The following is a 24,577-nucleotide window of genomic DNA, read 5'->3' on the forward strand; positions in this document are numbered from 1 at the left end:
ATGGCGAAGTCAAAGAAGGACGTCAAGCAGGTGGAGCGCCGCCGCAGCCGTGTGCGCTATGCCTTGAAGAAGAAGGCTGCCGGGCGTCCCCGCCTGTCAGTTTTCCGGTCCTCCAAGAATATCTACGCTCAGGTCATCGACGACGTGGCTGGCCGCACCCTTGCCGCCGCTTCCACGCTGGACAAGGATCTGCGCGAAAATCTGAAGACCGGTGCCGATTCTGCCGCTGCGGCGGCCGTTGGCAAGTTGGTTGCAGAGCGCGCCCTTGCGGCGGGTATCAAGGATGTCGTGTTTGACCGTGGTGCTTACATGTACCATGGCCGGGTGAAGGCCCTGGCTGACGCGGCGCGTGAAGGCGGACTTTCGTTCTAAGGGATTATTCACAATGGCACGTACTCCGAACGCTGAGCGCGGGCGCGATCGCGATCGCGGTGACCGGCGTGACCGCAATGTTGAGCGGGAGCGCGACGACGAGTTCGTTGATAAGCTGGTTCACATCAACCGCGTTGCCAAGGTGGTTAAGGGCGGCCGTCGTTTCGCCTTCGCTGCTTTGGTTGTGGTTGGTGACAATAAAGGCCGCGTTGGCTATGGCACCGGGAAGGCTCGTGAAGTCCCCGAAGCCATCCGCAAGGCCACCGAGCAGGCCAAGCGCACCATGGTGCGTGTCCCCCTGCGTGAAGGCCGTACCCTGCACCATGATGTGAAGGGTCACTTTGGGGCAGGCCGTGTGCTGCTGCGTACGGCTCCGGCCGGTACCGGTATCATCGCCGGTGGCCCGATGCGCGCTGTCTTTGAAACCATGGGTGTCCAGGACGTCGTTGCCAAGTGCACCGGCACCACGAACCCCTACAACATGATCAAGGCCACCTTCGACGCTTTGGTCAGCCTGAACAGCCCGCGCATGATTGCCGCCAAGCGCGGTAAGAAGGTGGGTGACATCGTGGCCCGCCGCGAAGGTTCCGGGACCGTTGACGGCGCTGCTGAAGGCGCTGCTGACGTCTCGGCCAGCGAATAAGGAGACGGGTCATGGCGCAGGCTAAGATCAAAGTCAAGCAGACGGGCAGCCCGATCGGTCGTCGTAGCGACCAGCGTGCTACCCTGATTGGCCTCGGGCTGAACAAGATTGGTCGTACCAGCGAACTCGAAGATACCCCTTCGGTCCGCGGGATGATCAACAAGGTCCAGCACCTGGTGCAGGTGGAACCGGCGGAGTAACGCCGGACAGACAGGCGGTCAGTCAGCCGCCTGTCTGCTCTGAACATTAGGATTCGTGCGATGAAACTGAACGAACTCCGCGACAATCCCGGCGCCACCAAAGACCGCACTCGTGTCGGTCGTGGCATCGGGTCGGGCAAAGGCAAAACTGCCGGCCGCGGTGTGAAGGGCCAAAAGTCCCGCACCGGCGTGTCGATCAACGGTTTTGAAGGCGGTCAGATGCCCATCTACCGTCGCCTGCCGAAGCGCGGCTTTACCAACATCTTCCGCAAGAGCTATGTGCCGATGAACCTGGATCGCATCCAGGCTGCTGTCGACGCTGGCAAGTTCGCTGCTGGCAGCACCATTACCGCCGACGCTCTGGTGGCGGCTGGTCTGGTGAAGTCCGCTCGCGATGGTATCCGCCTGCTGGGCAATGGTGAAATCAAGGTCGCTCTGACCTTTGAAGTCGCCGGTGCCTCGAAGTCGGCTATCGAAGCTGTTGAAAAGGCTGGTGGCAAGGTTGTGCTGCCCGCCGTCGCGGCTGAAGAATAAGTCTGTTGGGAAGGCAGGAGCCGTAGCCTAAATTCTCCGGAGTCTTGCCTTCACAAAGACAAGGTGCCTTAGAGCACCTGCAAGCGGGTTAGGCGGCGGCTTCAAGCCGCCGTCACCATTTCGCGAAGGCGCTTGGGATTTGCGCGTGCAACACTCGCCAAATCTGATAAGCTCGCCACGCACTTGAAGGACACCGGAGCACCGCATGGCATCCGCCGCCGAGCAGCTTGCCGCTAATATGAGCCTGGGCACCTTTGCCAAGGCCACCGAGCTTAAAAAGCGTATCTGGTTCACACTGGGTGCGCTTATCGTCTATCGACTGGGTACTTACATCCCCCTTCCGGGCATTGATCCGCATGTGTTGCAGGATCTGTTCCGGCAGAATCAGGGGGGCATCCTTGGCATGTTCGACATGCTCGCCGGTGGCGGCCTGTCGCGTATGGCCATCTTTGCCCTGAACATCATGCCTTACATTTCGGCATCGATCATTCTCCAGCTGATGAGCGCGATCAGCCCGCAGATGGAGGCCCTGAAAAAAGAGGGCGAATCGGGCCGGAAGAAAATCAACCAGTACACTCGTTACCTGACGGTGATCATCACCGCCATGCAGGCCTATGGCATTGCAGTCGGTCTCGAGTCAATGTCCAGCAGTATGGGGCCGGCCGTGCCGGATGCGGGATGGTTCTTCCGCTTTACCACTGTGGTGACACTGGTTGGTGGCACGCTGTTCCTGATGTGGCTGGGTGAGCAAATCACCGCCCGTGGAGTCGGTAACGGCATCTCCCTGATCATTTTCACCGGTATCGTCGCCAACCTGCCCCACGCTCTGGCGGCAACACTGGAACTGGGCCGCACGGGTGCGCTGCATCCGGCGGTGATCATCGGCATTCTGGTGATGGCCGTGGTGGTGGTGGCCTTCATCGTGTTTATGGAACGCGCCCAGCGTCGTCTGTTGGTGCAGTATCCGAAACGCCAGATGGGGAACCGTGTTTACGGTGGCGAAAGCACCCACCTGCCCCTGAAGATCAACACCTCTGGCGTGATCCCGCCGATCTTTGCCAGCTCGATCCTGTTGCTGCCGAGCACGGTTGCCCAGTTCAGCGCTGATACGGGTCCGGCCTGGATGCGCGAGATCACGGCGTGGCTGGGGCATGGACAGCCGCTGTACATGGCAATGTTCGCGGCCCTGATCATTTTCTTCTCGTTCTTCTATACGGCTGTGGTGTTTAACCCGGCGGATACGGCGGAAAACCTGAAGAAGCATGGAGGGTTCATTCCGGGCATTCGTCCGGGCAAGAATACCTCTGATTACCTTGACTATGTCCTGACCCGTCTGACCGTTCTGGGGGCTGGCTATCTGGTCTTTATCTCGATTCTTCCCGAGTTTTTGATCAGCCGTTTCTCGGTACCGTTCTATTTCGGTGGGACCAGTCTGTTGATTGTGGTGACCGTTACCATGGACACGGTTGCGCAAATCCAGTCCCACTTGCTGGCGCACCAGTATGAGGGACTCATCAAAAAGTCCAAACTCAGGGGAAAGCGTAAAGCATGAAGGGGAAACGACTGATTTTCATGGGTCCTCCTGGCGGTGGCAAGGGGACCCAGGCCCAGCGTCTGCAGGCGAAATACGGCATTGTCCAGCTGTCTACCGGCGACATGCTGCGTGCTGCCGTGGCTGCGGGCACTGAAGTCGGTAAAAAAGCCAAGGAAGTGATGGACGCTGGCAAACTGGTGTCTGATGAGATCGTCATTGGCATCATTGACGAGCGTCTGGACCAACCGGACACTGCCAATGGCTTTATTCTGGATGGCTTCCCGCGCACTGTTGCGCAGGCGGAAGCGCTGGATGGACTGTTGGCCAAGAAGAGCATGGGACTCGACGCCGTTCTTGAACTGCGCGTGCCCGATTCTCTGTTGGTTGAACGAATCACTGGTCGTTTCACCTGTGCCAAGTGCGGTGCCGGTTACCACGACTCGTTCAGCAAGCCGAACGTGGATGGCGTCTGTGACCACTGTGGTGGCACCGAATTCAAGCGTCGCGCGGATGATAACGCCGAGACGGTCACCAGCCGTCTGGAGGCCTATCATGCTCAAACTGCGCCGCTTTTGCCCTATTACGAAGGCAAGAAACTGCTGCACGTCATCGACGGAACGCAGGATATTGACGTGGTGACCAAGGAACTCGAAGGGATTCTTGGGGCCTGATGGTTGACATGGGTGACTCTTTGCCTATAATCGCGCACCTTCCGAGTCACCCCTTCGGATAATCGATTGCAGCAGCGGCGCCTGATGCGGAAACACGGCACGCTGAATAGATAAGGAGTACGGGCTTTGGCGCGTATCGCTGGCGTTAACATTCCGACCAACAAGCGCGTTGTCATTGCGCTTACCTACATCTATGGCATTGGTCCCAAGTTCGCTAAGGACATCTGCACCGAAGTTGGCATCGCCGACTCGATGCGGGTGAACCAGCTGTCTGACGAAGACGTGCTGCGTCTGCGCGAACTGATCGACCGCGACTACAAGGTCGAAGGTGACCTGCGTCGTGAAGTCGCCATGAACATCAAGCGTCTGATGGACCTGGGCTGCTATCGCGGTCTGCGCCATCGTCGTGGTCTGCCGGTCCGTGGCCAGCGCACGCATACCAATGCGCGCACCCGTAAGGGTCCGGCCAAGCCGATCGCGGGCAAGAAGAAGTAATCAGTAAAGAGAGCAGGATACGGCAATGGCCAAGGCAGCTGCTGCGCGTCCGCGTCGGCGCGAACGCAAGAACATCATGTCGGGTATCGCCCACGTGAATGCGAGCTTCAATAATACCCTGATCACCATCACCGATGTTCAGGGCAACACCATTTCCTGGTCGTCTGCCGGGATGCAGGGCTTTAAGGGGTCACGTAAGTCCACCCCCTACGCCGCCCAGGTTGCGGCTGAAGATGCCGGCCGCAAGGCTCAGGAACACGGCATGAAGACTCTTGAAGTCGAAGTCTGTGGTCCGGGTTCGGGGCGTGAGTCCGCGTTGCGCGCCCTGCAGGCGGTCGGGTTCTCGATCACTGCCATCCGCGATGTGACGCCCGTTCCGCACAACGGCTGCCGTCCTCGCAAGCGCCGCCGCGTCTAAGACGCTGCGTCGTACTCCTTATGCCGCCGCCCCGGGTGATGCACCCGGGGTAAGGCGGTTTTGGCGTGCTGGACATACTGGTCCGATTTGGGCTGTGTCTGGCTGGGGTTTCGTCCCAAGGGTGTTTCGGGTGACCCGGAAGCAACCCCACAAGACCTTCCCGCGCCGACTAATTGTTGACCCTGTTTGGATGAGGGCACGCTCGTGATTCAGAAGAACTGGCAGGAACTGATCAAACCGTCGAAGCTCAATGTCGAGCCGGGCGACGATCCGCGCCGGATGGCTACCGTAGTCGCCGAGCCGCTGGAGCGTGGCTTCGGTATGACGCTGGGTAATGCCCTGCGCCGTGTTCTGCTGTCCTCCCTTCAGGGGGCTGCCGTGACCGCCATTCAGATTGATGGCGTACTGCACGAATTTTCCTCGGTCGCTGGTGTCCGTGAGGATGTGACCGACATCATCCTGAACATCAAGGCTCTGGCCCTGCGCATGCATGGCGAAGGCCCGAAGCGGATGACCCTGATCGCCAAAGGTCCGGGTGAAGTGACTGCTTCGCAGATCGAAACCGGTCATGACATCGAAATCATGAACCCGGATCTGGTGATCTGCCACCTCGACACCAATGCCGAACTGAAAATGGAACTGACCGTCGATACCGGTAAAGGGTATGTGGCGGCGGCGTCCAACCGTCAGGAAGACGCTCCGATCGGTCTGATTCCGATCGACTCGATCTTCTCGCCGGTGCGCCGGGTGTCCTACAAGGTTGAAAACGCCCGTGTCGGTCAGGTCACTGACTATGACAAGCTGAACATGGTCGTTGAAACCAATGGCGCTGTTTCGCCCGAAGATGCCGTTGCCCTGGCAGCGCGCATTCTGCAGGATCAGTTGCAGTTGTTCATCAACTTCGACGAGCCGCAGGCGGCTTTTGAAGAACGGAAAGAAGAAGAGCTGCCGTTCAACAAGAACCTGCTGCGCAAGGTCGATGAACTGGAATTGAGCGTTCGCTCGGCAAACTGCCTGAAGAACGACAACATTATCTACATCGGGGATCTGGTTCAGAAGACCGAAGCAGAAATGCTGCGGACTCCGAACTTCGGCCGTAAGTCGCTGAACGAGATCAAGGAAGTTCTGGCTCAGATGGGGCTGCATCTCGGGATGGAAATTCCGAACTGGCCGCCGGAAAACATCGAAGATCTGGCCAAGAAGCTGGAAGAGCCGTACTAACTCTGAAGGTGCGGGCAGAGGACTGGTCCTGATGCCCGCTTTTCCTTTCCCTCGTGATGAGGGATGCAAAGTCTGAGGCTTTGCGCGACCCGTTCCGGGTCACTCTTTTCCTGCATCGTCGGTTGCACCTGTTTTCGACCGATTGCATGTCTGATGGCCTCAACTGGTCGTCGACGGCGGGGAAAAGATATTTTTGATCGGCTCCGTGCGCGGGGCCAGGATGAGAGGAGAGTTCCCATGCGTCATGGTATGTCCGGCCGCAAGCTTAACCGCACGAAGTCCCACCGCAAGGCTCTGTTTGCCAACATGGCGACCGCGCTGCTGAAGCACGAGCAGATCAAGACCACTCTGCCGAAGGCCAAGGACCTGCGTCCGGTTGCTGAAAAGCTGATCACTCTGGGCAAGCGCGGCGATCTGCACGCCCGTCGTCAGGCTCTGGCGATCATCCGTGAAGAAGACGTGGTCCGTAAGCTGTTCTCGGTCCTGGCCGAGCGCTACAAGACCCGTGAAGGCGGCTACACCCGCGTCCTGAAGGCTGGCTTCCGCTATGGCGATGCTGCCCCGATGGCCGTGATCGAGCTGGTGGACCGTGATCTGTCGGCCAAGGGTGCCGAAGACAAGGCCCGCGTGGCTGCCGAACTGGCCGCCATCGAAGAAGCCGGTGAATAAGCTGTCCTGATTTCAGGATTGCGTGGAAAAGCCCCGTTGGAAACAACGGGGCTTTTTCTTTGCTGATGGGGGGAATTCCTGGAGCATTATGCGAAAAGCAGTAATCTGTTCCCACAAAAACAATGCGACAGAATAAAATATTGGAGCGCTGCTCCAAACCTCGCTGGGGCCTTCAGGCCCCAGACCCCATTCATTTGATATTGAAAGAAAAATGAGGGTCCGGGGGCATCGTCCCCCGGGCAGGTGCGGACGGCAGTCCGCCATTCTCCACCAACTGTCGTGTATTGTGGCGTCAGGTCTAACGCGCGCTGCTCTAATGGCTGCCACCATCGAGATAGGCCGCCCGCACCGCTGGGTCGCTCAGCAGTTCCTGCCCGGTGCCGCTCAGCACGATTTCGCCGTGTTGCAGCACATAGGCCCGGTGAGCCACCTTCAGGGCGTGATTGGCGTTCTGTTCGACCAGCAGGATGGTCATGCCATAGTCGCGGTTCAGTTCCTGAATGATCTCGAACACCTTGCGGATGTACAACGGAGCCAGCCCGAGCGATGGCTCGTCGAGCAGCAGCAGCTTGGGACGGCTCATCAGGGCGCGGGCGATGGCCAGCATCTGCTGTTCACCGCCGGACAAGGTACCGGCAGCCTGATGACGACGGCTTTCGAGGATCGGGAACAGGGCTTCCATCCGCTTCAGATCGACCTCGAAATTCGACGGGTCAGCATAGGAAACGCCCATCTGGAGGTTTTCCAGAATGGTCATCCGCGGATAAATGCGACGTCCTTCCGGCACCAACGCAATCCCACGATGGGAAATCTGGTGCGTTGGCAGTCTGGTGATGTCTTCGCCGTCGAAAATGATCTGGCCGGACGAACAGCGCGGTGCCCCGAACAGGCTGGTCATCAGGGTGGACTTCCCTGCCCCGTTGGCGCCAATCAGGGTCACCACTTCACCGACCTGAACCGACAGATCAATACCACGCAGGGCATGGACGTGCCCGTAATGGGCATGAACGCCCGTCATCTGCAACATCATGATGCTTTCTCCACCGGCTGGTCGTCTTCGTCTTCACCCAGATAGGCCTTGATGACATTCGGGTCGACGCGAATTTCGGCGGGCGTTCCTTCGGCAATTTTGCGGCCATAGTTCAGCACGCAGATGTGATCCGACACGTTCATCACCACGCTCATGTCGTGTTCGATCAGCAGGATACTGACCCCCTCTTCCTGCACCAGATGCAGCAACAGGGTGTTCAGCTCGGCGGACTCTTTCGGGTTCAGACCGGCGGCCGGTTCGTCGAGGCACAGCAACAGCGGGTTGACACACAGGGCGCGGGCGATTTCGACCCGCCGCTGGGTGCCATAGGGCAAGGCTCCGGCTGGAACGTTCACAATGTCCATCAGGTTCAGCCGCTTCAGCCACGACAGGGCGCGCTCAATGGCTTCGTCGGCGGCCTTGCGATAGCCGGGCAGGCGCAACAGCCCGGCGATGGAGAACATCGAGGCTTTTTGCAGGGCGTTGTGCTGGGCCACCACCAGGTTTTCCAGCACGGTCATCTGGGCAAACAGGCGAATGTTCTGGAAGGTACGGACCACCTGAGCCGTCTGCGCCACCTTGTGGCTGGGCAGGTCGGCCAGACGGATCGGGCCTTTGGTCGGATGGTTGAGGGTCACGGCGCCTTCGGTTGGCTTGTAAAAGCCGGTCAGGCAGTTAAAGAAAGTGGTCTTGCCTGCGCCATTGGGGCCGATGATGCCGGTGATGGCCTGATCAGGGACGTTCAGCGACAGGTTGTCGATGGCGGTCAGGCCGCCAAAGCGCATGGTCAGGTTCTGGACAGAGAGCAGGGTCTTGCCGGTCATGCCTTGTCTCCGGTCGGGACGTGGATCAGGGTGGGGGCGCGGTTGGCGAGAATTCCGCCCGGACGCCAGACCATGATGACGATCATGGCAAAGCCGAACAGCAGCATGCGGTATTCGGCAAAGTCACGGCCCAGTTCCGGCAGCATGACCAGCACCAGTGCGGCGAGCACCACGCCCAACTGGCTGCCCATCCCGCCCAGCACCACGATGGCAAGGATGATGGCCGACTCGCTGAAGGTAAAGCTTTCCGGTGAAATGAAGCCCTGACGGGCGGCAAAGAACACCCCGGCAAAACCCCCCAGCATGGCACCGATGGCAAAGGCCGACAGCTTGACGGTGGTGACGTTGATCCCCATTGCCTTGCAGGCAATTTCGTCTTCGCGCACCGCTTCCCACGCCCGACCGAGCGGCAGACGGCGCATGGCGGTGACGAACAGGTTGGTCAGCAGGGCCAGCAGCAGAATCAGGTAGTACAGGAACAGCAGGCGGTGCATCGGCGAGAATTCGATGCCGAGCAGGTCGGCAATGCTGCCTTCGGTATCGGGCGGCAGGAAGGCATAGCCGAACACCGACGGACGCGGGATCGAGGTGATGCCGTTGGGGCCGCCGGACAGCTCGGTCCAGTTGACCAGCAGCAGGCGGATGATTTCCCCAAAGCCGAGGGTCACGATGGCCAGATAGTCACCGCGCAGGCGCAGTGTCGGCCAGCCGAGCAGCACGCCGAACAGGGCGGCGAGGCCCCCGGCGACCGGCAGGGCTTCCCAGAATCCCCAGCCGAACTGGGTGGACAGCAGGGCATAGGTATAGGCCCCGACGGCGTAAAACGCCACATAGCCCAGATCGAGCAGCCCGGCCAGACCGACCACCACGTTCAGGCCCCAACCGAGCATGATGTAAATCAGCACCGAGGTGGCGATGTCGATGATGTAGCGGTCTTCGGAAAAGAAGATCGGCAGAGCGACGGCGATGCCAACGGCCAGCCAGCCGATGACGCTTTCCGGCTTGGTGCCACGTTTCAGGGCGGCATTGGCGGCTTCGGCGGCCGAGGCGGCGCTTTTCCCGGATTTGCGCCCCTGCGAGCGGCGCTTGATCGTTTCCAGTGCCAGACTGAACAGGATGCGACCGGCAAAGGTCAGGCCGACGAACAGGGCCAGTTGCGGCCAGCGGGTCATCACCGCCAGAAAGCCACCCTGATCAACGGTGGTCATGCCGATCATCGGAATGCCGAGGATCAGCGCAATGAAGGCGGCTGCCGAGGCATCTTTCAGGCGTTCGGACAGGGTCGGGGTGTGATGCGCGTGAACAATGGCGGTCATCAGACCTTCTCCACTTCGGGACGGCCCAGCAGACCGCTGGGGCGGAACATCAGGACCATGATCAGAATGACGAAGGTGCCGATATCCTTGTATTCCGGCGACAGATAGGACGCCCAGAACGACTCGAGCAGGCCAATGATCAGGCCCCCCAGCATGGCACCGGGCAGCGAGCCAACCCCGCCCAGCACGGCGGCGGTAAAGGCTTTGATGCCGGCGACAAAGCCGATGTAGAAATCGACCACACCGTAATACATGGTGACCATCACCCCGGCGACGGCGGCCAGCGCGGCCCCGATCATGAAGGTCAGCGAGATGATGCGGTCCACGTTATAGCCGAGGAACGCCGTCACCAGCCGATCCTGTTCACAGGCACGCTGCTGGCGGCCAAAGGCGGTGCGGGTGATCAGCCAGGTAAAGCCCGCCATCAGCACCACGGTCAGCACGATGATCAGGATCTGGGCCGACGAAATGCGCACGCTGTAAGACCCGCTGGTGAACAGGGTGATCCCGTCCGACAGCATCGGCGGCACCGGCTTCACACGGGCCCCCTGGGTCACCTGCACCATGTTCTGCAGGAAGATCGACATACCGATGGCCGAAATCAGCGGGGCCAGACGGGTGGAATTGCGCAGCGGGCGATAGGCGGTGCGTTCGACGGTCCAGCCATAGGCCGAGGTGAACAGGACGGCGACCACCAGAACCACCAGCAAGGCCAGCGGGACCGAGCTTACGCCCAAAGCCGCCAGCAGGGTGAACGTGGTCACCGCAATAAAGGCACTGACCATGTACACATCGCCGTGGGCGAAGTTGATCATGCCGATGATGCCATAGACCATGGTGTACCCGATGGCGATCAGTCCATAGACCGATCCCAGGGTAAGCCCATTGATCAACTGTTGAAGAGCCTGAGCCATAAAGTCTCCGCGGGTCCGAACGGGGGCAGGGGAAACGCCACCCATCGATAACAGGACGGCCTCCGCCGTGGGAAGCCACGGTGGTGATGCCGGTAAAACGTGACGGGAAAGAAAAAGAAAGGCCGGGGCAAGAGAGTGTTTCCCCCCTGCCCCAGCCGGTGACAGCTGTTACTGCACGCTGTCGTACTTGCCGTCCTGCCACTTGTACATCACAAAGCCCGGCGACTTCAGGTTACCCTTGTCGTCAAAGCTCAGCGGGCCAACCACGGTGTTGAAGGTGTTCGACGCCATCGCCTTGCGCAGATCGGTGTACTTGACGCTGCCGGCCTTGTTGGCGGCATCGGCGAACAGCTGCATGGCGGCATAGGCGTACAGGACATAGCCTTCCGGCTCGACGCCAGCGTCACGGAATTCCTTCACCACCGCAGCCGAGTCAGCGTTCTTGCGCGGATCAGGAGCAAAGGTGAACATCACGTTGTTGGCGGCCGGACCGGCGGCGGTCACCAGTTCCGAGTTGGTCATGGTGTCACCGCTGATGACGGTCAGCTTCAGGTCAGCCTGTTCGGCCTGACGCAGCAGCAGGGCGACTTCGGTGTGATAGCCACCATAGGCCAGCACGTCGACGCTGGCGGTCTTCAGCTTGGAGATGATGCCGGTGTAGTCTTTTTCACCAGCGGTGATCGACTCACGCAGAACCGGGGTGATGCTCTTGACGGCCAGTTCCTTGGCGATTTCGTCGGCCAGGCCCTTGCCATAGGCGCTCTTGTCGTCGAGGACGGCGACCTTTTTGCCCTGCATGTGGTCGGCAATGTAATCGCCGCCGACCTTGCCCTGCTGGTCATCGCTGCCCATGATGCGGAAGATGTTCTTCAGGCCGCGGTCGGTCACCTTGGGGTTGGTGGAGACGGTGGCCATCAGGATCTGGGATTCGTTGTACACGTCCGAGGCCGGAATGGTCGAGCTGGAGCACCAGTGGCCGTGCATGAAGACGATTTTCTTGTTGACCATGGTGTTGGCGACAGACACCGCCTGCTTGGGATCGCAGGCATCGTCGCCCACTTCGAGCTTCAGCTTCTGGCCCAGCACGCCGCCCTTGGCGTTGATGTCGGCCACCGCCTGTTCGGCACCCTTGCGGATCTGGTCCCCGTTGGAGGCATACTGACCGGTCATCGGGCCGGCAATGCCGACCGCCAGATCAGCGTGTGCAACGCCCGTCATTCCCATCAGGGCCACGCAGCACGTCGCCAGCAACGTCTTCTTGTTCATCCTTTTAGCCTCCGCTTGGTCTATTTGTATGAATGTAAGTGACAAGAGATGCCCCCGCTTCGAGGACGTGGGCACGGGTTAACTGTGCGGCTGCATCGGCATCCCGACGGCGAAAGGCCTCGAGGATGCCAACATGGCCGATGTTGGACCGGATCGGTTCACCGGCATCAAGCGCCAGTGAGGCCCGGACATAGCGTTCCAGTTTGTCGTACAGCGAGCGCAGTTCGGCCATCAGGATCGGCCGGTTGGCATCGCGATACAGGGTGGAATGGAACAGCCAGTTCAGTTCGGTGCGGGTGCCCGCCTCTTCCTGCAGCCGGAAATTGTCCATGTGGCTCCAGGCAAGGTCGAGGCTGCCTGCTGGGCGGCAAAGCTTTCCAGGGCGGCGCGAATCTCAACATATTCGGTGATTTCGTCGGATGAGAACCCGGCGACGACAGCCCCCCGATTGCGTTCGATGGTCACCAGACCTTCGGCTTCCAGACGCTTCAGGGCTTCGCGGACGGGAATCTTGCTGACATCAAACTGGGCGGCGATTTCATCCTGTCTTAGTGGTTCTCCTGGCGGGATGCTTCCCCCGATGATGGCGCTCTTGAGTGCCTGAGCAATGTAATCGGATGTTGTGATCCGGCTCACCTGAGGCAGGTGCAGATGGTCAAGTGAGCGGCTCATCTGGATTCACCACCGTTTGAGATATCGTATACCATATTTCGCATACCTCCCATGCGCCTGTAAAGATCAAACAGCCCAAGAGGGGGGCAGGGCGGCTGTTTGCATAATTTTTGCACAGAAAAAGCGCAGGCCGTAACAAAAGATACTGAAACAGGCAGCCTGCCTCCTTTCGTGGCATGCAGGGCTGCTCTGTTAAAAAGTCATGGAATATCAGGGGGCTACCTTGACGGGTGGGAACAATTGAACCCTCTTTCATTTCGCAAATGCGAAGATGAATGGTCTGCGAATCGGTAAAAATGTCAGAGGAAAAGTCTGCGAATCGGGAGAAATGCCGAATCGGTCTGCGGAAAGCGGCTCCAGTCCCGTGCCTGATCGCTGCGCCCTCCCTCTCTTCGGAGCGGTCGCAGTGTGCTGGCCCAGACTGGGGCGCGCTTTTCGCTCACGGCTCTAGACCCGCGTGCGTTGAGCCTGATGCAGGCACGCGGGTCTAACCTTCTGTTCTGTCGCATTGTTTCTGCGAAAACCGGTTCCCACTTTTCGCACAACGCTCTAAAATTTTGGTCGTTACCATCAATTGTAGTCGATTGAGTCAGCCTGATTATTTCGTTGTTTTATAGATTTCATCCACAAGGGAAAACATGTTGTTGCCGGATTTGAAGGTATATTCTTCTTCCATATCAAAGCTGATATCGACTTCGTCTGGAAGTTCTTTGGCGTAAATCAGGCAAAGATCATCCAGATAGTATCTATTGCGTTTCTTGTTGTTGAATTGAGGGCTGGTCAATTGGGCATTGCTGAAAATGCTGGGGCCACGGTGAAACCCCCAATCCATCGTCGGGGCCGAGGAAATGGAGTACGGGCGGGCATAGGGGGAAAAGCGGGCTTTGCGCAGGGCCGACTTGGGCTTGATCGGGCCTGAACTGGGGGAAACCGGGGCAATATGATCGATCTGCGGGTCCAGCACGATGCCATCCCCAATATCGCCGGGATCGCCCTGATTTTTGGCGTCAGAGCGATAGATGTTGCCTTGCAGGGAGAGCCAGTCGACCGGGACACTGGTTTTGCTCCACAAGTCGGATTCCCTCTGCCGTAAAAACCACTGATTGGTGACGATGATCAGCGCCTTCATTTCCTGCGTGAAAGACGTGGAGCGGAAATTCTTGAGAAGATACTGGCCGTCAATGGCAACAAAGCTGCCGTTTTCATTCTGCACACAATCATCCAGCAAACCCTTGAGCGCCAGATAATCCAGCACCTCATAGGGGCGCTTGTGGCGGGGTGGCAGGGCATAAATCCGTTTCCGGTCCAGTTGCCGGATTTTTTTGGCGGACCGGAAATCTGAAATCAGATCCTCACGGAACGGAGTCAGGCCAAGGACGCCACTGTAATCAACGGCGGTTCTGCTCTTGTGATGGGTGTCCAGCAACGCCCACAGCTTGCCGCTGTCAACGGTGACGGACGGGGCTTTGGGGATCATGACGCTTTGGGTGGCGCTGCCCTGATGGGTGCCGATCCTGGTGAGTAACGGGACGGCGGACAGGCTGTCGTTGGGGGCTCTGGCGGACAGGGCTGTGCGGATCTTTTCATGCAGCGTGCGTGGGGTGGCGTAACAGGTGTCAAAGCTGGTTTTCAGATCAAGGGCGTTTTCTTGCAGCCAGCCGCCAACCAGAGTCGCCAGAGTGTTACCCTGCTTTTTTATGGCATCGGCCTCGAACAGGTCAGACAGCTGAAAATTGATGCTTTGCCCGCCGATTCTGGTCGGAATGCGCGGGTCGAGACCATCGTTGTAGGTGCAGGTGATTTTGCAGATCGAAAAGCCGGGGGCCCTGGACAGTTCGCTTTCGAACTGCGTTTTCCACTGCGACAGGTTGGTTTCGGTGCGCATCGGGACCAGGTTTTTGCAGCAGCGCGGTCCACCGCAGGAATCGGCGATCAAGTGACCGGACTGGGTACCGGGGCGGTAGTAATCGTGCAATAGATCATGCGGATGATAACCGTCATAATATTCCCACGACGGTGACCAGAAGGCGATGGAATGGGTGTTGTTGTGGACATCTTTGCGGGTACAGGTGCCGCAGGGCTGGATTGACCCGCTGTGATACGACGACAGAATGGCAAACACCCCATTGGGACGCTCGCGCAGCTCTTGCCTGAGCTCGGTGACGGTCGTGTCATCGACCGTCTTGAGCAGGGTCTGGGTATAGCTGGCCGTTGTAATATCATAGGCGATATACAGGCAGGCTCGCGTCATCGGGCGTCTCCGGGTGTGGTTGGAAAGGCCATGATAGGCGATCCGGAGTGTGCCGCGCTGTGTTCTCTGTGGGGTGTGTCCTTGGGGAATTACTTCCTTGCCGATTATCAGGGCCGCAGGGCTCAGATCATCAGGCCAGAGCATTTTCAAGTTGACCGTTTACGGTCAACGACCCGGAAAATGTGGCACTGAAAACGTAGAGCGTTTTCACTCAGTGTAAAAACGCTCTAAGGACAACCATCCACACCGCGACCACCACCGAACCACTCAGAACAAAGCGGCCATTCCAGTCACGGCCAACGACTTTGGTCGAAACGCCGGACTGGCGGGCGATGCTGAGGGTGGCGGCTCCGACCGGGGTGGTGCAGGCAGACAAGGCCCAGGCTCCCATCAGGCCGCTGGTCAGCACCAGCGGGTGAATGCCGTGGGTGGCCAGCCCCGACAAGCCGTTGCCGATCAGGGTGGCGGAAACGATCTGCGGCACACCATAGCGGGCCGCCACCATCATCCCCCACACCAGCGCAATGGTCAGCAGGATCGGCGGCAGGGCGACATGGGCCAGCAGATCGGCAATGGTCGAGGGTGTCAGGTATGCGGCAGCCACTGCGCCGAAAAAGGTGGCCCCCCCCAGAACGGCAAACTCGGTGCGAAAGGCGGGCATCGAGATTTCCAGCCGCCGCGCCAGTCGGCGGGTTGCCAGCACCGGCGCCAACAGCGGGCTGCTGTGCCATACCTGCACCGCCAGCCATAGCCAGGCACTGATCGGGACCACCACCATCGCCGAAATGACCGGACGGATATCCAGCAGCCATGCCATGCCGAGCACGGCGGTGATGACGCTGCCGACCAGCAGCACCAACTGCCCCATCGGAGCCCACGACGGAGGCTCCGCCGGCTTGGGCAGCGGGGTGGTGATGGTGCCGCGCAGGCCGGGGGGAAAGGTCAGCCGGTCAATCGCCCAGCCCAGCAGCAGCAGCAGGACGGTCAGCACCCCTTGCACCGGCAACAGGTGGGCCAGATCAACACCGGGAATGGCGGCCTGCATGACGGCAAAGGACACCGACAACGGCGACCAGACGGTCATCATGGCAAAGCCCTGCAACAGGGCGGTCATCATCCGTTGCTTGCGAATGTCGGCAATCCGCTGGTCGCCGCCAGCGGCGTCGAGGGTGTTGCCACGCTGGACCATCACCCCCAACAGGGTGAGGACGCCAAAGTTCAGGATCACTGCAATCAGGTGGCTGCCGACCGACAGCACGGTATAGCGCCGTCCGGGGGGCTGGCGGACCATCACATCTCCGCATCGCTGGATCAGCGGCGAGGTTTCTGCCGCATCGCGCAACAGGCTGACGGCGGCAAACAGGCCAATCACAAAGGCTGCCGAGTTCAGCCCGTGCATCACCACCTCGCCGCCATGGGGGTGGATAGCCAGGGTCACGACGGTCGCCGCCAGGCAAAAGGCCAGCATGATATGGCCCCCGCGCGTCAGCGCCACCGCCTCCAAAAGCATGAAGACCACCGTTGCGGCAGCAGCGGCGGTCTTGGCAGCGGGCAGGGCGGTGAACTCGCCGACGATGGCGGCGATGATGATCACCACCACCGCCACCGTCGAACAAATCAGACGAATGCGAACAAGGCCTGCCATGGCAGGCGCAGAAGACGAAGACATGTTTAGAATGTGACCGGCATCAGATGAGACACTTGGGCACCCAAGGAATAAAAGGCTTCCTGAGCTTTCTGCCACTTGGCATCATGCGGGTCGGTCAGCGGCAAGGGCAAGTCTTCCGCGCCCTTTCTCCCCAGAATATGGTCGGCAATTTCACGTCCGAACACCGTACCGGGCGAAATGCCACGGCCATTGTAACCGCTGAAGCTGATCACGTTTTCGGCCAGCCGGTGGAACCGGGGCAGGTTGTCGGCGGTCAGGCCGATTTTGCCGTACCATTCTGCTTCGAATTCGACATTCGCCAGCGACGGATAGATCGCCGCCAGTGCCCGTTTGGCCCAGGCGCGATGTACTGCGTGACCGGTTCCGGCAAAGGACCCGACGCTGCCGATCACCATCCGCCCGGCATGGTCCAGCCGGTAGGAATGCAGCACCGAACGGGTATCCCAACATCCCTGCCGCTCGGGCAGAATCCCGGCCAGTTGTTCGGCGGACAGCGGACGGGTGGCACAGTTGAAATAGGGCAGGTGAACCTGTTCCTGCCGCAGGGCGGGCCACGGGCCATCCATGCGGGTATAGGCATCGCTGGCCATCACCACCCACGGGGCGGTGACACTGCCGTTGGCGGTGCGGGCGGTCCAGCCGTTTCCGCTGCGCTCAACGGCCAGCACCGGGGTGCCGGTGAAAATCCGGGCGCCTGCGGCGAGGGCGGCTTTGGCCAGCCCGCGCACATAGGCCAGCGGCTGGATGGTTCCGGCCCGCTTGTCCCACAGGGCCCCGGTGTAGACCGATGTGCCCAGTTTGGCGGCGGCATCGCTGGCGTTGAGCAGAACCACCGGCGCCCCCAGCCCCTGCCATTCGGCCTCGCGCTGTTGCAGTTCTTCGAGGCCCTTTTGCCCGACGGCGCAGTGCAGGGTGCCAACCGGTTCGGCTTCGCAGGGAATGCCGTACTTGTTGATCACGCCATAGACGTACTGCGGGCCATCTCCCAGCGCGGTCAGCAGGCGCTGGCCATAATCAGTCCCCAGCGTTCTGGTCAGATCGCTGGGCATCACCCACATGCCGGCATTGACCAGACCGACGTTCCGCCCGGCCCCGCCATAGCCGACCTCAACGGCTTCCAGCACGACGGCTTTCACGCCGTTTTCGGCCAGATGCAGGGCGGCAGAGCAGCCGGTGAAGCCGCCCCCGACAATGATGACATCGGCGGTCAGTGACGCGGTGAGGGATGAGGTTTGCGGGGCGGCCGGGGCTGAAATTTCCCACAGGCCATGGGAATGGGGATCGTTGAGCATGGGGCGGCACTCTTTTGTGGTATCACCGACGCTTCAGGTGACCGGAACAGTGTGTCTTGCTGTGCAGCATGATGCCAAGCGACCTTTGTGCAACAGGTTATTCGCGGATGGAATGGGGCATGCCGTTTATCGTCAGACTGATGGAAAAACGCCTGAGGACCATCTTCAGACTTTGTTTAGGGTCATTCCCGTACAAGGGGAGACTGCCCTGAAACCATCCGGACTGTTGCCGTGCCGAAAACGCCGCCATTAACCAAAGGGACTCTCGCCGGACTGGCCTTTATCTGGGTCAATACGGCCTTGCTATACGGGGCGACGGTGCCAGACCTGTTGCAGCGGACGCTGGTTCCGGCGGTGGGGGGCGAGATCGCCAGCAAGGTCAGTGGTGCTGTGCCCCAACCATTGCCGTTGCTGGCGCGCCTGTTGGGCATTGCCGCCTTGCCGCCGCGCGCGCCAATCATTGATACCGTCCCGGCATCGGATCGGGTTTCGGCCCAGATGAGCGCCGAAATGGTGCGGGCCCTGTATCGGGACCTTGGCTATGGCCTGTATGATGTCATCCGCGATGACCAGCCGGTGCCGCGCGTCTTTCTGGCCTCGATCCCGGATGATCTGAGCGTTCTGCGGGACTCGGCATTCCGCAAGAGTCTGTTCCTGCGCACCCTGTTGCCGTTGATCCTGCGGGTGAACGAAGAAATCACCGCCGACCGTGAACGGGTCGAAGTGATCTTGCAGCAGAAAAAGACCACCGGCCATTTCCGCGCCTATGAACAGCACTGGCTGGATGGCAAGGTGCGGGAATACGGGCTGGCCCCCGGCGAGTACAAGGCGCTGTTGACCCGGCTGGACGTGGTGCCGCCGTCGCTGGCACTGGCGCAGGCCGCCGAGGAGTCGGGTTGGGGGACATCCCGTTTTGCCCGCACCGGCAATGCGCTGTTCGGGCAATGGACGTGGAATCGCAGCAAGGGCATGACGCCACAGGACGCTGCCCCCGGCACATCGCATGCGGTGAAAAGCTTTCCGAGTCTGTTGCTGGCGGTGAAGGCCTATGCCCATAATCTCAACACCCACCGCGCCTATGCCCCGTTCCGGCAGGAACGGGCGGCTGTGCGCGAACGGGGGGAGGCGGTGCGTGGGTATACTCTGGCCAACACCTTGCACCGTTATTCTGAACGTGGCACCGCCTATGTCGATACTTTGCACGATTTGATGCGCGGCAACAATCTGCCCGCCCTTGATGATGCCCGGCTGTCCTCGACGCCGCTGGAAATGGCCAGTCTGGAAGAACGCCCGCAGCCGACCAAACGCTGAGGCTGTTTACCCATAGCGATGCAGACGGCTGCCGTGATCTTTCAGCCAGCGTTCGTCGGCGGCGTAATCTCCGGCGAGGTCTTCCACCAGCGCCCAGAAACGGGGAGAATGATTGAGTTCGACCAGATGGGCGACTTCGTGGGCGACGACATAGGACAGGACGGGTTCCGGGGCCAGCACCAGCCGCCACGAGAACGTCATGTCCCCGTGGCTGTTACAGCTTCCCCAACGGCTGCGGACATCCCGAAAGGAGACCCGGTTCAGCCGTCGGCCCAAGTGGGACGCCAGTCGGTGCGCGCGCGGGGTGATTTCGTCTTCCGCCCGCCGGATCAGGTAATCACGGACGCGACGCGGCAAATGTTCCGGCTGGCCGCTGACCCACAAAACGCCGTCCTCGGCCCAAACGCCACGGCGAGCCTCGGGGGCCGGGCAGATGCGATGGGGCTGGCCGAGCAGAGGGATCTCCGCCCCGGCGGCAAAGGGAATCCGTGGAGGCAGTGCTGCCAGCCGGGTTTGCACCCAGGCGCGTTTTTCCTGCACAAACCCCAGCGCCACCCGCCGCGAGATGCCGGGCGGGTGGACCACCACCACCCGGTCGCGCAACCCGTCCACCCGCATCGACAGGCGACGGGCGGTGGTGGACAGCTTCAGTTCGATGGCAATTTGTCTGCCGTTGCCAAGCTCAAGCATCAGGGGTGGGGCGGCGGGTGGGGGCACGGGGAAGCCTCGTGTCAGGATTTACAAATCCGGCCAGTCGACGATGTGGTATTCCAGCATCCCGACCTTCCGCTCGGAAATCGCCCGTCCGCGCAGGCTCATGCGGGCCTTGTGGATGCTCTCGGTGTCACCGGACACCAGTGGATGCCACCATTCCAGATCCTTGCCTTCGTGGATCAGGCGATAGGCGCAGGTGGACGGCAGCCAGTAGGCTTTGGGGATGAATTGCGGGAACAACTGCACACAGTCCGGCACAAAATCCCAGCGTTTCGGATACTTTGAGCACTTGCAGGAATTCAGGTCCAGCAGGCGGCAGGCGACGTTGGTTTTGTGCAATTCGCCCGGGGTTCCGTCTTCGTTGTCATCGTCCTGCAATTTGTGCAGGCAGCATTTCCCGCAGCCATCGCACAGGGATTCCCATTGTTCTGGCGTCATTTCGGCAAGCGGCACCGTTTTCCAGAAAGGGAGATCGTCAGCCATCGGCCTGTTCCTTGTTGTGGGTCCGCACTTCATCTGTGTGCGGCGTTTGCGCTTGCTTACCCAGCCGTCAGCATTCGGTCAACAGCGATCAATGGAAACACCCCGCCCCGGCTCTTGTGGCCGGTGACGGGGTGCTTTGCCCTCAGGGGAGGAAACCGTGTGCCGGTTATGCGCCAGTTATGCCCCGGTGCGGTTGTTGCGGTGCGTCAGGATGAACTCGCGCACGATCGGCATGATTTCTTCGCGCCAGCGGCGGCCGTTGAAAATGCCGTAATGGCCGACCTTCGGCTGCAGGTGCTGGCGGTGGAAGCGGGCGGGCAGGTTGCGGCACAGGTCATGGGCGGCAACGGTCTGGCCTGCGCCGGTGATGTCGTCCTTTTCGCCTTCGACGGTCAGCAGGGCAACGTCGGTGATCGCCCCCAGATCAACCCGGCGACCGTGGACTTCCAGCACCCCGCGCGGCAGGCTGTGTTCCTTGAACACTTCGCGGATGGTGTCGAGGTAAAAGTCGCCCGGCAAGTCCATCACCGACAGGTATTCATCATAGAATTCCCGGTGCTTTTCCGCCGAGTCGCCATCGCCCTTGATCAGGTGGCGGTAATAGTGCAGGTGAGCGTTGACGTGACGGTCCATGTTCATCGACATGAAACCGCTGAGCTGCAGGAAACCGGGATAGACCCGGCGGCCACGACCGGCGTAGGTCATCGGCACGCTGTGAATCACCCGGTCGAGGAACCAGTCCATCGGGTGCTCGTCAGCAAAGGCATTGACCGCGGTCGGGCTGCGGCGGGTATCGATCGGCCCCCCCATCAGCACGATGCTGGCCGGGCGGTTGGGGTCGTTGTCTTCGGCCATCAGCGCCACGGCGGCCATCACCGGTACGCTGGGCTGGCAGACGGCCATCACCGTCGTTTGCGGGCCGAGGAATTCCAGGAAGGTCCGCACATAATCGACATAGCTGTCGAAATTGAAATTACCGGCCACCTGCGGCACATCGCGGGCGTTGACCCAGTCGGTGATGTACACCTCATGTTCCGGCAGCAGGGCTTCGACAGTGCCGCGCAGCAAGGTGGCATAGTGGCCGGACATCGGGGCCACCAGCAGCACGCGGGGGTGCAAATGCGGGCCATTGCCCCGTTCAAAATGCAGCAGGTCACAGAACGGCAGGCGCATCACCACCCGTTCGGTCACGCTGACCTGTTCCCCGTCAACGGTGGTGGTCGGCAGGTTGAACGGCGGCTTGGGGTACTGGCGGGTCATCCGCTCGAACAGTTCCGCGCTGGCGGCAAGGCTACGGGCAGAACTGGTATAGGACATCGGCAGCCAAGGGTGCGAGAACATCGATTGCACCGTCTGCGCCAACAGGCGCATGGGAGCCATCGCTGCGTGTTGCATCTCATGGAACTGGTACAGCATTCCGAAAACACCCTCCAAACGATAATCTGAACCGCGCGCTGTGATGATAGGGCGCGTGGCGCCATCCCTGTGACTTTTGAAGATGAACCGGACGGTTCCGACTTTGAAGGGGGATCCCTGCGTCCAGTTGATTGTTATAATTTTGTTACTTCAATAGCGGTTTTGTCATAACAAATGTTGCGTGGCAACTGGAAAAAAGAACCATGGCGGTGAATTTCTGAGGATAGGATAAATTCCCCGGCCCGAGACTCGGGTACTGTTCGTCTGCAGACGCCCGGATACCGGAATAACCATGTCTGATGTGGTCTTTTGTGATAAATAATCCGATACAAGTGTAAAATGGCGCTTGCCAAAGGGCCTGCGCTCTCATATCTACATATTCAGGACGTAATATTCATAGGAAACGCCCCATGCTCGCCGGACGCCGTATCCTGCTGATGATCTCGGGTGGGATTGCCGCTTACAAAAGCCTGGACCTTATCCGTCGTCTCCGCGATCAACGGGCGAGCGTGCGCTGTGTGCTGACCAAAGGCGGGGCTGAATTCGTGACGCCGCTGACGGTGGCCGCCCTGTCTGAAAACAAGGTCTATCAGGACCTGTTTTCCCTGACCGACGAGGCCGAAATGGGCCACATCCGCCTGTCCCGCGAGGCCGATCTGCTGGTGGTGGCACCGTGTACGGCGGACCTGATGGCCCGGATAGCGGCGGGCATGGCTGACGATCTGGCGGCAACGGTTCTGCTGGCCACCGACAAGCCGGTCCTGATTGCGCCTGCGATGAACAGCTATATGTGGAACCATCCGGCGACGCAGGACAACCTGCGCACCCTGACCCGGCGTGGCGTGATGACCGTTGGCCCGAATGACGGCATGCTGGCCTGTGGCGAGACCGGGGCGGGCCGGATGGCCGAAGTGCCGGAAATGATGGCTGCCATCCTTGATTTCTTTCAGCGCCAGTCGTGGAAGCCGCTGGCCGGGCGGCGGGCATTGGTCACCAGTGGCCCGACCCATGAACCGATTGATCCGGTGCGCCTGATCGCCAACCGCTCGTCCGGCAAGCAGGGCCACGCGATTGCGCGGGCGCTGGCTGAACTGGGGGCCGAGGTGACGCTGGTCAGTGGCCCGGTCACCCTGCCGCCGCCGATCGGAGTCACCACGGTTGCAGTCGAAACGGCCCGCGAGATGCTGGCGGCCTGCCAGCGGGTGCAGATGGCCGAAACAGCCCCGCTGGATATTGCCGTCTTTGCGGCGGCGGTGGCCGACTGGGGTGTTGATGGCAGTGCCCCGCAAAAGCTGAAAAAAACGCCGGGCGCGCCGCCGCCAGCGATCCATCTGGTGCCCAATCCCGACATTCTGGCCACCATCGCCCAGTCTGCCACCCTGCGCCCGGCGCTGGTGGTGGGCTTTGCCGCTGAAACCGAACAGGTCATTGACCACGCCCGCGCCAAGCTGGCACGCAAGGGCTGTGACTGGATCTGTGCCAACGACGTGTCTCCGGCCAGCGGTACGTTTGGCGGTGACAGCAACACCATTCATCTCGTGCATCACGAGGGCGTCGAGTCCTGGCCGACGCTGGACAAGACCGCCGTTGCCCGCCGTCTGGCCGACCGTATTGCCACCCGTTTTTCCCCCGTAACCGCCTGAGGCTTCATGTCTACCATCTCGCTGCCCGTTACCGTTCTTTCCCATGGCGAAGGCCTGCCCCTGCCCGCCTATGCCACCGCCAGTTCGGCAGGCATGGACCTGCACGCCGCCATTCCGGCCGATCAGCCGCTGATGCTGGCACCCGGTGCGTGGGATCTGGTGCCGACCGGTCTGGCGATGGCTTTGCCCGATGGCTTTGAGGCGCAGGTGCGCCCGCGCTCGGGGCTGGCGGCCAAGCATGCGGTGACGGTGCTGAATGCGCCGGGGACCATTGACGCCGATTACCGGGGCGAAGTGAAGGTGATCCTGATCAATCACGGCTCACAACCGTTCGTGATCGAACGCGGCATGCGGATTGCCCAGATGGTGGTTGCGCCGGTGGTGCAGGCCGCCTGGCAGTCCTGCGCCGAACTGCCGTCCAGCGAACGCGGGACCGGTGGGTTCGGATCGACCGGTACCAGTGCGACGGTTGCGGCCCGCCCGTAAGAGGTTGTGCCTGTATTGGCGTGTCATTGTAACGACTTGTGCTGTTGACTGTTTGAGGCCCTGCCATGCTCCGCCCCTCCAAAAAGATGCTGTTTGCCATCGAAGCCGTTCTCGACATCGCCTATCACGCGGGGGGCGAGCCGGTGCAGAGCCGGGAAATCACCCGCCGCCAGAACATTCCCCGCCGCTATCTTGAACAGACCTTGCAACATCTGGTGCGGTCGGGGGTGCTGGTCGGGGTGCGCGGCCCGCGTGGTGGCTATCGGCTGGCGCGCGAACGGCGGCGGATCACCGTTGGCGAGATCGTCCGCGTCGTGCAGTCCATGGAAACCGAAGAAGACCTGTATCAGGACCTGCCGGGCAGCCCGCTGGGGCTGGAGGTGGTTCGTCCGATGTGGATGGACCTGCAGGAAGACCTGATGAAGCGGCTGGACGAGATTTCGATTGATGATCTGTGCATGAAGGCGTGGAAAAGCGGGCTGGATTGCGAGGCCGAAGAAAAGATGGACTTCACCATCTGAAAAAGTCCCCTC

The 24,577-nt window shown here is 60.6% G+C and carries 27 protein-coding genes; 14 read left to right on the top strand and 13 right to left on the bottom strand.

Features of this window, described 5'->3' with window-relative positions; all coding sequences use genetic code 11:
* From rplR to rplQ, 10 genes are all read left to right on the top strand, one after another.
* Nucleotides 1-372 (top strand): 50S ribosomal protein L18, encoded by a 372-nt coding sequence (gene rplR / locus BW995_RS07470; protein WP_076399518.1) that lies wholly within the window; start codon nucleotides 1-3, stop codon nucleotides 370-372.
* 13 nt (nucleotides 373-385) lie between these two features.
* Nucleotides 386-1,015, top strand: a complete 630-nt coding sequence (gene rpsE, locus BW995_RS07475; protein WP_076399519.1) for a 30S ribosomal protein S5 — start codon at nucleotides 386-388, stop codon at nucleotides 1,013-1,015.
* Between the two features lie 11 nt (nucleotides 1,016-1,026).
* The gene (gene rpmD, locus BW995_RS07480) at nucleotides 1,027-1,215 is read left to right on the top strand and encodes a 50S ribosomal protein L30 (RefSeq protein ID WP_076399520.1); all 189 of its coding nucleotides are present in this window, start codon (nucleotides 1,027-1,029) and stop codon (nucleotides 1,213-1,215) included.
* Between the two features lie 60 nt (nucleotides 1,216-1,275).
* Nucleotides 1,276-1,749, top strand: coding sequence for a 50S ribosomal protein L15 (rplO, locus tag BW995_RS07485; protein ID WP_076399521.1), 474 nt, complete (start codon nucleotides 1,276-1,278; stop codon nucleotides 1,747-1,749).
* A 205-nt stretch (nucleotides 1,750-1,954) separates the two neighbouring features.
* Nucleotides 1,955-3,301, top strand: coding sequence for a preprotein translocase subunit SecY (gene secY, locus BW995_RS07490; RefSeq protein WP_076399522.1), 1,347 nt, complete (start codon nucleotides 1,955-1,957; stop codon nucleotides 3,299-3,301).
* On the top strand, nucleotides 3,298-3,954 hold the full coding sequence (locus BW995_RS07495; protein WP_076399523.1) for an adenylate kinase: 657 nt from the start codon (nucleotides 3,298-3,300) through the stop codon (nucleotides 3,952-3,954). Before secY ends, BW995_RS07495 begins: the two co-directional genes overlap by 4 nt.
* A 126-nt stretch (nucleotides 3,955-4,080) precedes the next feature.
* Nucleotides 4,081-4,449, top strand: a complete 369-nt coding sequence (gene rpsM / locus BW995_RS07500) for a 30S ribosomal protein S13 (protein WP_076399524.1) — start codon at nucleotides 4,081-4,083, stop codon at nucleotides 4,447-4,449.
* Nucleotides 4,450-4,474: 25 nt separating this feature from the next.
* Entirely contained in the window at nucleotides 4,475-4,867 is a 393-nt protein-coding gene (gene rpsK, locus BW995_RS07505; protein ID WP_076399525.1) for a 30S ribosomal protein S11, read from the top strand.
* Between the two features lie 204 nt (nucleotides 4,868-5,071).
* On the top strand, nucleotides 5,072-6,088 hold the full coding sequence (locus BW995_RS07510) for a DNA-directed RNA polymerase subunit alpha (protein ID WP_076399526.1): 1,017 nt from the start codon (nucleotides 5,072-5,074) through the stop codon (nucleotides 6,086-6,088).
* Nucleotides 6,089-6,325: 237 nt separating this feature from the next.
* Nucleotides 6,326-6,757 carry a 50S ribosomal protein L17 gene (gene rplQ, locus BW995_RS07515; protein WP_076399527.1) on the top strand — a complete coding sequence of 144 codons (432 nt, stop codon included), beginning with the start codon at nucleotides 6,326-6,328 and terminating at the stop codon, nucleotides 6,755-6,757.
* 313 nt (nucleotides 6,758-7,070) lie between these two features.
* On the opposite strand, the gene BW995_RS07520 is transcribed toward rplQ, so the two are convergent.
* From BW995_RS07520 to BW995_RS07560, 10 genes are all read right to left on the bottom strand, one after another.
* Nucleotides 7,071-7,784: an ABC transporter ATP-binding protein gene (locus BW995_RS07520; RefSeq protein ID WP_076399662.1), complete on the bottom strand. Its 714-nt coding sequence runs from the start codon at nucleotides 7,782-7,784 to the stop codon at nucleotides 7,071-7,073.
* Nucleotides 7,784-8,611, bottom strand: coding sequence for an ABC transporter ATP-binding protein (locus tag BW995_RS07525; RefSeq protein WP_076399528.1), 828 nt, complete (start codon nucleotides 8,609-8,611; stop codon nucleotides 7,784-7,786). Before BW995_RS07525 ends, BW995_RS07520 begins: the two co-directional genes overlap by 1 nt.
* On the bottom strand, nucleotides 8,608-9,927 hold the full coding sequence (gene livM / locus BW995_RS07530; protein WP_076399529.1) for a high-affinity branched-chain amino acid ABC transporter permease LivM: 1,320 nt from the start codon (nucleotides 9,925-9,927) through the stop codon (nucleotides 8,608-8,610). The genes BW995_RS07525 and livM overlap by 4 nt, the downstream gene beginning before the upstream one ends.
* Nucleotides 9,927-10,841 carry an ABC transporter permease subunit gene (locus tag BW995_RS07535; protein WP_076399530.1) on the bottom strand — a complete coding sequence of 305 codons (915 nt, stop codon included), beginning with the start codon at nucleotides 10,839-10,841 and terminating at the stop codon, nucleotides 9,927-9,929. The genes livM and BW995_RS07535 overlap by 1 nt, the downstream gene beginning before the upstream one ends.
* 168 nt (nucleotides 10,842-11,009) lie before the next feature.
* The gene (locus tag BW995_RS07540; protein WP_076399531.1) at nucleotides 11,010-12,107 is read right to left on the bottom strand and encodes a branched-chain amino acid ABC transporter substrate-binding protein; all 1,098 of its coding nucleotides are present in this window, start codon (nucleotides 12,105-12,107) and stop codon (nucleotides 11,010-11,012) included.
* A 4-nt stretch (nucleotides 12,108-12,111) separates the two neighbouring features.
* Nucleotides 12,112-12,438: an FCD domain-containing protein gene (locus tag BW995_RS20960; protein ID WP_217696052.1), complete on the bottom strand. Its 327-nt coding sequence runs from the start codon at nucleotides 12,436-12,438 to the stop codon at nucleotides 12,112-12,114.
* Nucleotides 12,390-12,779, bottom strand: a complete 390-nt coding sequence (locus tag BW995_RS20965; RefSeq protein ID WP_217696053.1) for a GntR family transcriptional regulator — start codon at nucleotides 12,777-12,779, stop codon at nucleotides 12,390-12,392. The genes BW995_RS20960 and BW995_RS20965 overlap by 49 nt, the downstream gene beginning before the upstream one ends.
* 598 nt (nucleotides 12,780-13,377) lie before the next feature.
* Entirely contained in the window at nucleotides 13,378-15,030 is a 1,653-nt protein-coding gene (locus BW995_RS07550; protein ID WP_076399532.1) for a DNA/RNA non-specific endonuclease, read from the bottom strand.
* A gap of 211 nt (nucleotides 15,031-15,241) precedes the next feature.
* On the bottom strand, nucleotides 15,242-16,675 hold the full coding sequence (locus tag BW995_RS07555) for a hypothetical protein (protein ID WP_076399663.1): 1,434 nt from the start codon (nucleotides 16,673-16,675) through the stop codon (nucleotides 15,242-15,244).
* A gap of 26 nt (nucleotides 16,676-16,701) precedes the next feature.
* Entirely contained in the window at nucleotides 16,702-17,991 is a 1,290-nt protein-coding gene (locus BW995_RS07560) for an NAD(P)/FAD-dependent oxidoreductase (RefSeq protein ID WP_076399533.1), read from the bottom strand.
* Nucleotides 17,992-18,222: 231 nt separating this feature from the next.
* Between BW995_RS07560 and BW995_RS07565 the strand changes: the two genes are divergently transcribed.
* The gene (locus BW995_RS07565; RefSeq protein WP_139332805.1) at nucleotides 18,223-19,302 is read left to right on the top strand and encodes a glucosaminidase domain-containing protein; all 1,080 of its coding nucleotides are present in this window, start codon (nucleotides 18,223-18,225) and stop codon (nucleotides 19,300-19,302) included.
* A 6-nt stretch (nucleotides 19,303-19,308) separates the two neighbouring features.
* Here the strand turns inward: BW995_RS07565 and BW995_RS07570 are convergent, their stop codons facing one another.
* The 3 genes from BW995_RS07570 to BW995_RS07580 all read right to left on the bottom strand — a co-directional run bounded on the left by BW995_RS07570 (nucleotide 19,309) and on the right by BW995_RS07580 (nucleotide 21,915).
* Nucleotides 19,309-20,019, bottom strand: coding sequence for a M48 family metallopeptidase (locus BW995_RS07570; RefSeq protein ID WP_245821322.1), 711 nt, complete (start codon nucleotides 20,017-20,019; stop codon nucleotides 19,309-19,311).
* 21 nt (nucleotides 20,020-20,040) lie between these two features.
* Nucleotides 20,041-20,499 carry a YcgN family cysteine cluster protein gene (locus BW995_RS07575; protein WP_076399535.1) on the bottom strand — a complete coding sequence of 153 codons (459 nt, stop codon included), beginning with the start codon at nucleotides 20,497-20,499 and terminating at the stop codon, nucleotides 20,041-20,043.
* A gap of 177 nt (nucleotides 20,500-20,676) precedes the next feature.
* The gene (locus BW995_RS07580) at nucleotides 20,677-21,915 is read right to left on the bottom strand and encodes a polyhydroxyalkanoate depolymerase (protein ID WP_076399536.1); all 1,239 of its coding nucleotides are present in this window, start codon (nucleotides 21,913-21,915) and stop codon (nucleotides 20,677-20,679) included.
* A 410-nt stretch (nucleotides 21,916-22,325) separates the two neighbouring features.
* Between BW995_RS07580 and coaBC the strand changes: the two genes are divergently transcribed.
* From coaBC to BW995_RS07595, 3 genes are all read left to right on the top strand, one after another.
* Nucleotides 22,326-23,558, top strand: a complete 1,233-nt coding sequence (gene coaBC / locus BW995_RS07585; protein ID WP_076399537.1) for a bifunctional phosphopantothenoylcysteine decarboxylase/phosphopantothenate--cysteine ligase CoaBC — start codon at nucleotides 22,326-22,328, stop codon at nucleotides 23,556-23,558.
* Between the two features lie 6 nt (nucleotides 23,559-23,564).
* On the top strand, nucleotides 23,565-24,044 hold the full coding sequence (gene dut, locus BW995_RS07590; RefSeq protein WP_076399538.1) for a dUTP diphosphatase: 480 nt from the start codon (nucleotides 23,565-23,567) through the stop codon (nucleotides 24,042-24,044).
* A gap of 65 nt (nucleotides 24,045-24,109) precedes the next feature.
* A complete protein-coding gene (locus BW995_RS07595) occupies nucleotides 24,110-24,565 on the top strand; it encodes an RrF2 family transcriptional regulator (RefSeq protein WP_076399539.1) in 456 nt (151 codons plus the stop codon).
* The last annotated feature ends 12 nt before the right edge of the window (nucleotides 24,566-24,577 follow it).

The sequence above is a fragment of the Insolitispirillum peregrinum genome (genome assembly GCF_900156605.1).
In the GTDB taxonomy this organism is placed as follows: Bacteria; Pseudomonadota; Alphaproteobacteria; order Rhodospirillales; family Rhodospirillaceae; genus Insolitispirillum; species Insolitispirillum peregrinum.

Bases quoted from the DNA above. Each gene is read 5' to 3' on its own strand.
- rpsK (WP_076399525.1), top strand. From the start codon at position 4,475: ATGGCCAAGGCAGCTGCTGCGCGTCCGCGTCGGCGCGAACGCAAGAAC.
- coaBC (WP_076399537.1), top strand. From the start codon at position 22,326: ATGCTCGCCGGACGCCGTATCCTGCTGATGATCTCGGGTGGGATTGCC.
- rpsE (WP_076399519.1), top strand. From the start codon at position 386: ATGGCACGTACTCCGAACGCTGAGCGCGGGCGCGATCGCGATCGCGGT.
- rplO (WP_076399521.1), top strand. From the start codon at position 1,276: ATGAAACTGAACGAACTCCGCGACAATCCCGGCGCCACCAAAGACCGC.
- BW995_RS07580 (WP_076399536.1), bottom strand. From the start codon at position 21,915: ATGCTGTACCAGTTCCATGAGATGCAACACGCAGCGATGGCTCCCATG.
- rpmD (WP_076399520.1), top strand. From the start codon at position 1,027: ATGGCGCAGGCTAAGATCAAAGTCAAGCAGACGGGCAGCCCGATCGGT.
- BW995_RS07560 (WP_076399533.1), bottom strand. From the start codon at position 17,991: ATGCTCAACGATCCCCATTCCCATGGCCTGTGGGAAATTTCAGCCCCG.
- dut (WP_076399538.1), top strand. From the start codon at position 23,565: ATGTCTACCATCTCGCTGCCCGTTACCGTTCTTTCCCATGGCGAAGGC.
- BW995_RS07595 (WP_076399539.1), top strand. From the start codon at position 24,110: ATGCTCCGCCCCTCCAAAAAGATGCTGTTTGCCATCGAAGCCGTTCTC.
- BW995_RS20960 (WP_217696052.1), bottom strand. From the start codon at position 12,438: ATGGACAATTTCCGGCTGCAGGAAGAGGCGGGCACCCGCACCGAACTG.
- secY (WP_076399522.1), top strand. From the start codon at position 1,955: ATGGCATCCGCCGCCGAGCAGCTTGCCGCTAATATGAGCCTGGGCACC.
- livM (WP_076399529.1), bottom strand. From the start codon at position 9,927: ATGACCGCCATTGTTCACGCGCATCACACCCCGACCCTGTCCGAACGC.
- BW995_RS07575 (WP_076399535.1), bottom strand. From the start codon at position 20,499: ATGGCTGACGATCTCCCTTTCTGGAAAACGGTGCCGCTTGCCGAAATG.
- BW995_RS20965 (WP_217696053.1), bottom strand. From the start codon at position 12,779: ATGAGCCGCTCACTTGACCATCTGCACCTGCCTCAGGTGAGCCGGATC.
- rplQ (WP_076399527.1), top strand. From the start codon at position 6,326: ATGCGTCATGGTATGTCCGGCCGCAAGCTTAACCGCACGAAGTCCCAC.
- BW995_RS07555 (WP_076399663.1), bottom strand. From the start codon at position 16,675: ATGGCAGGCCTTGTTCGCATTCGTCTGATTTGTTCGACGGTGGCGGTG.
- BW995_RS07520 (WP_076399662.1), bottom strand. From the start codon at position 7,784: ATGTTGCAGATGACGGGCGTTCATGCCCATTACGGGCACGTCCATGCC.
- BW995_RS07540 (WP_076399531.1), bottom strand. From the start codon at position 12,107: ATGAACAAGAAGACGTTGCTGGCGACGTGCTGCGTGGCCCTGATGGGA.
- BW995_RS07495 (WP_076399523.1), top strand. From the start codon at position 3,298: ATGAAGGGGAAACGACTGATTTTCATGGGTCCTCCTGGCGGTGGCAAG.
- BW995_RS07535 (WP_076399530.1), bottom strand. From the start codon at position 10,841: ATGGCTCAGGCTCTTCAACAGTTGATCAATGGGCTTACCCTGGGATCG.
- BW995_RS07525 (WP_076399528.1), bottom strand. From the start codon at position 8,611: ATGACCGGCAAGACCCTGCTCTCTGTCCAGAACCTGACCATGCGCTTT.
- rplR (WP_076399518.1), top strand. From the start codon at position 1: ATGGCGAAGTCAAAGAAGGACGTCAAGCAGGTGGAGCGCCGCCGCAGC.
- BW995_RS07550 (WP_076399532.1), bottom strand. From the start codon at position 15,030: ATGACGCGAGCCTGCCTGTATATCGCCTATGATATTACAACGGCCAGC.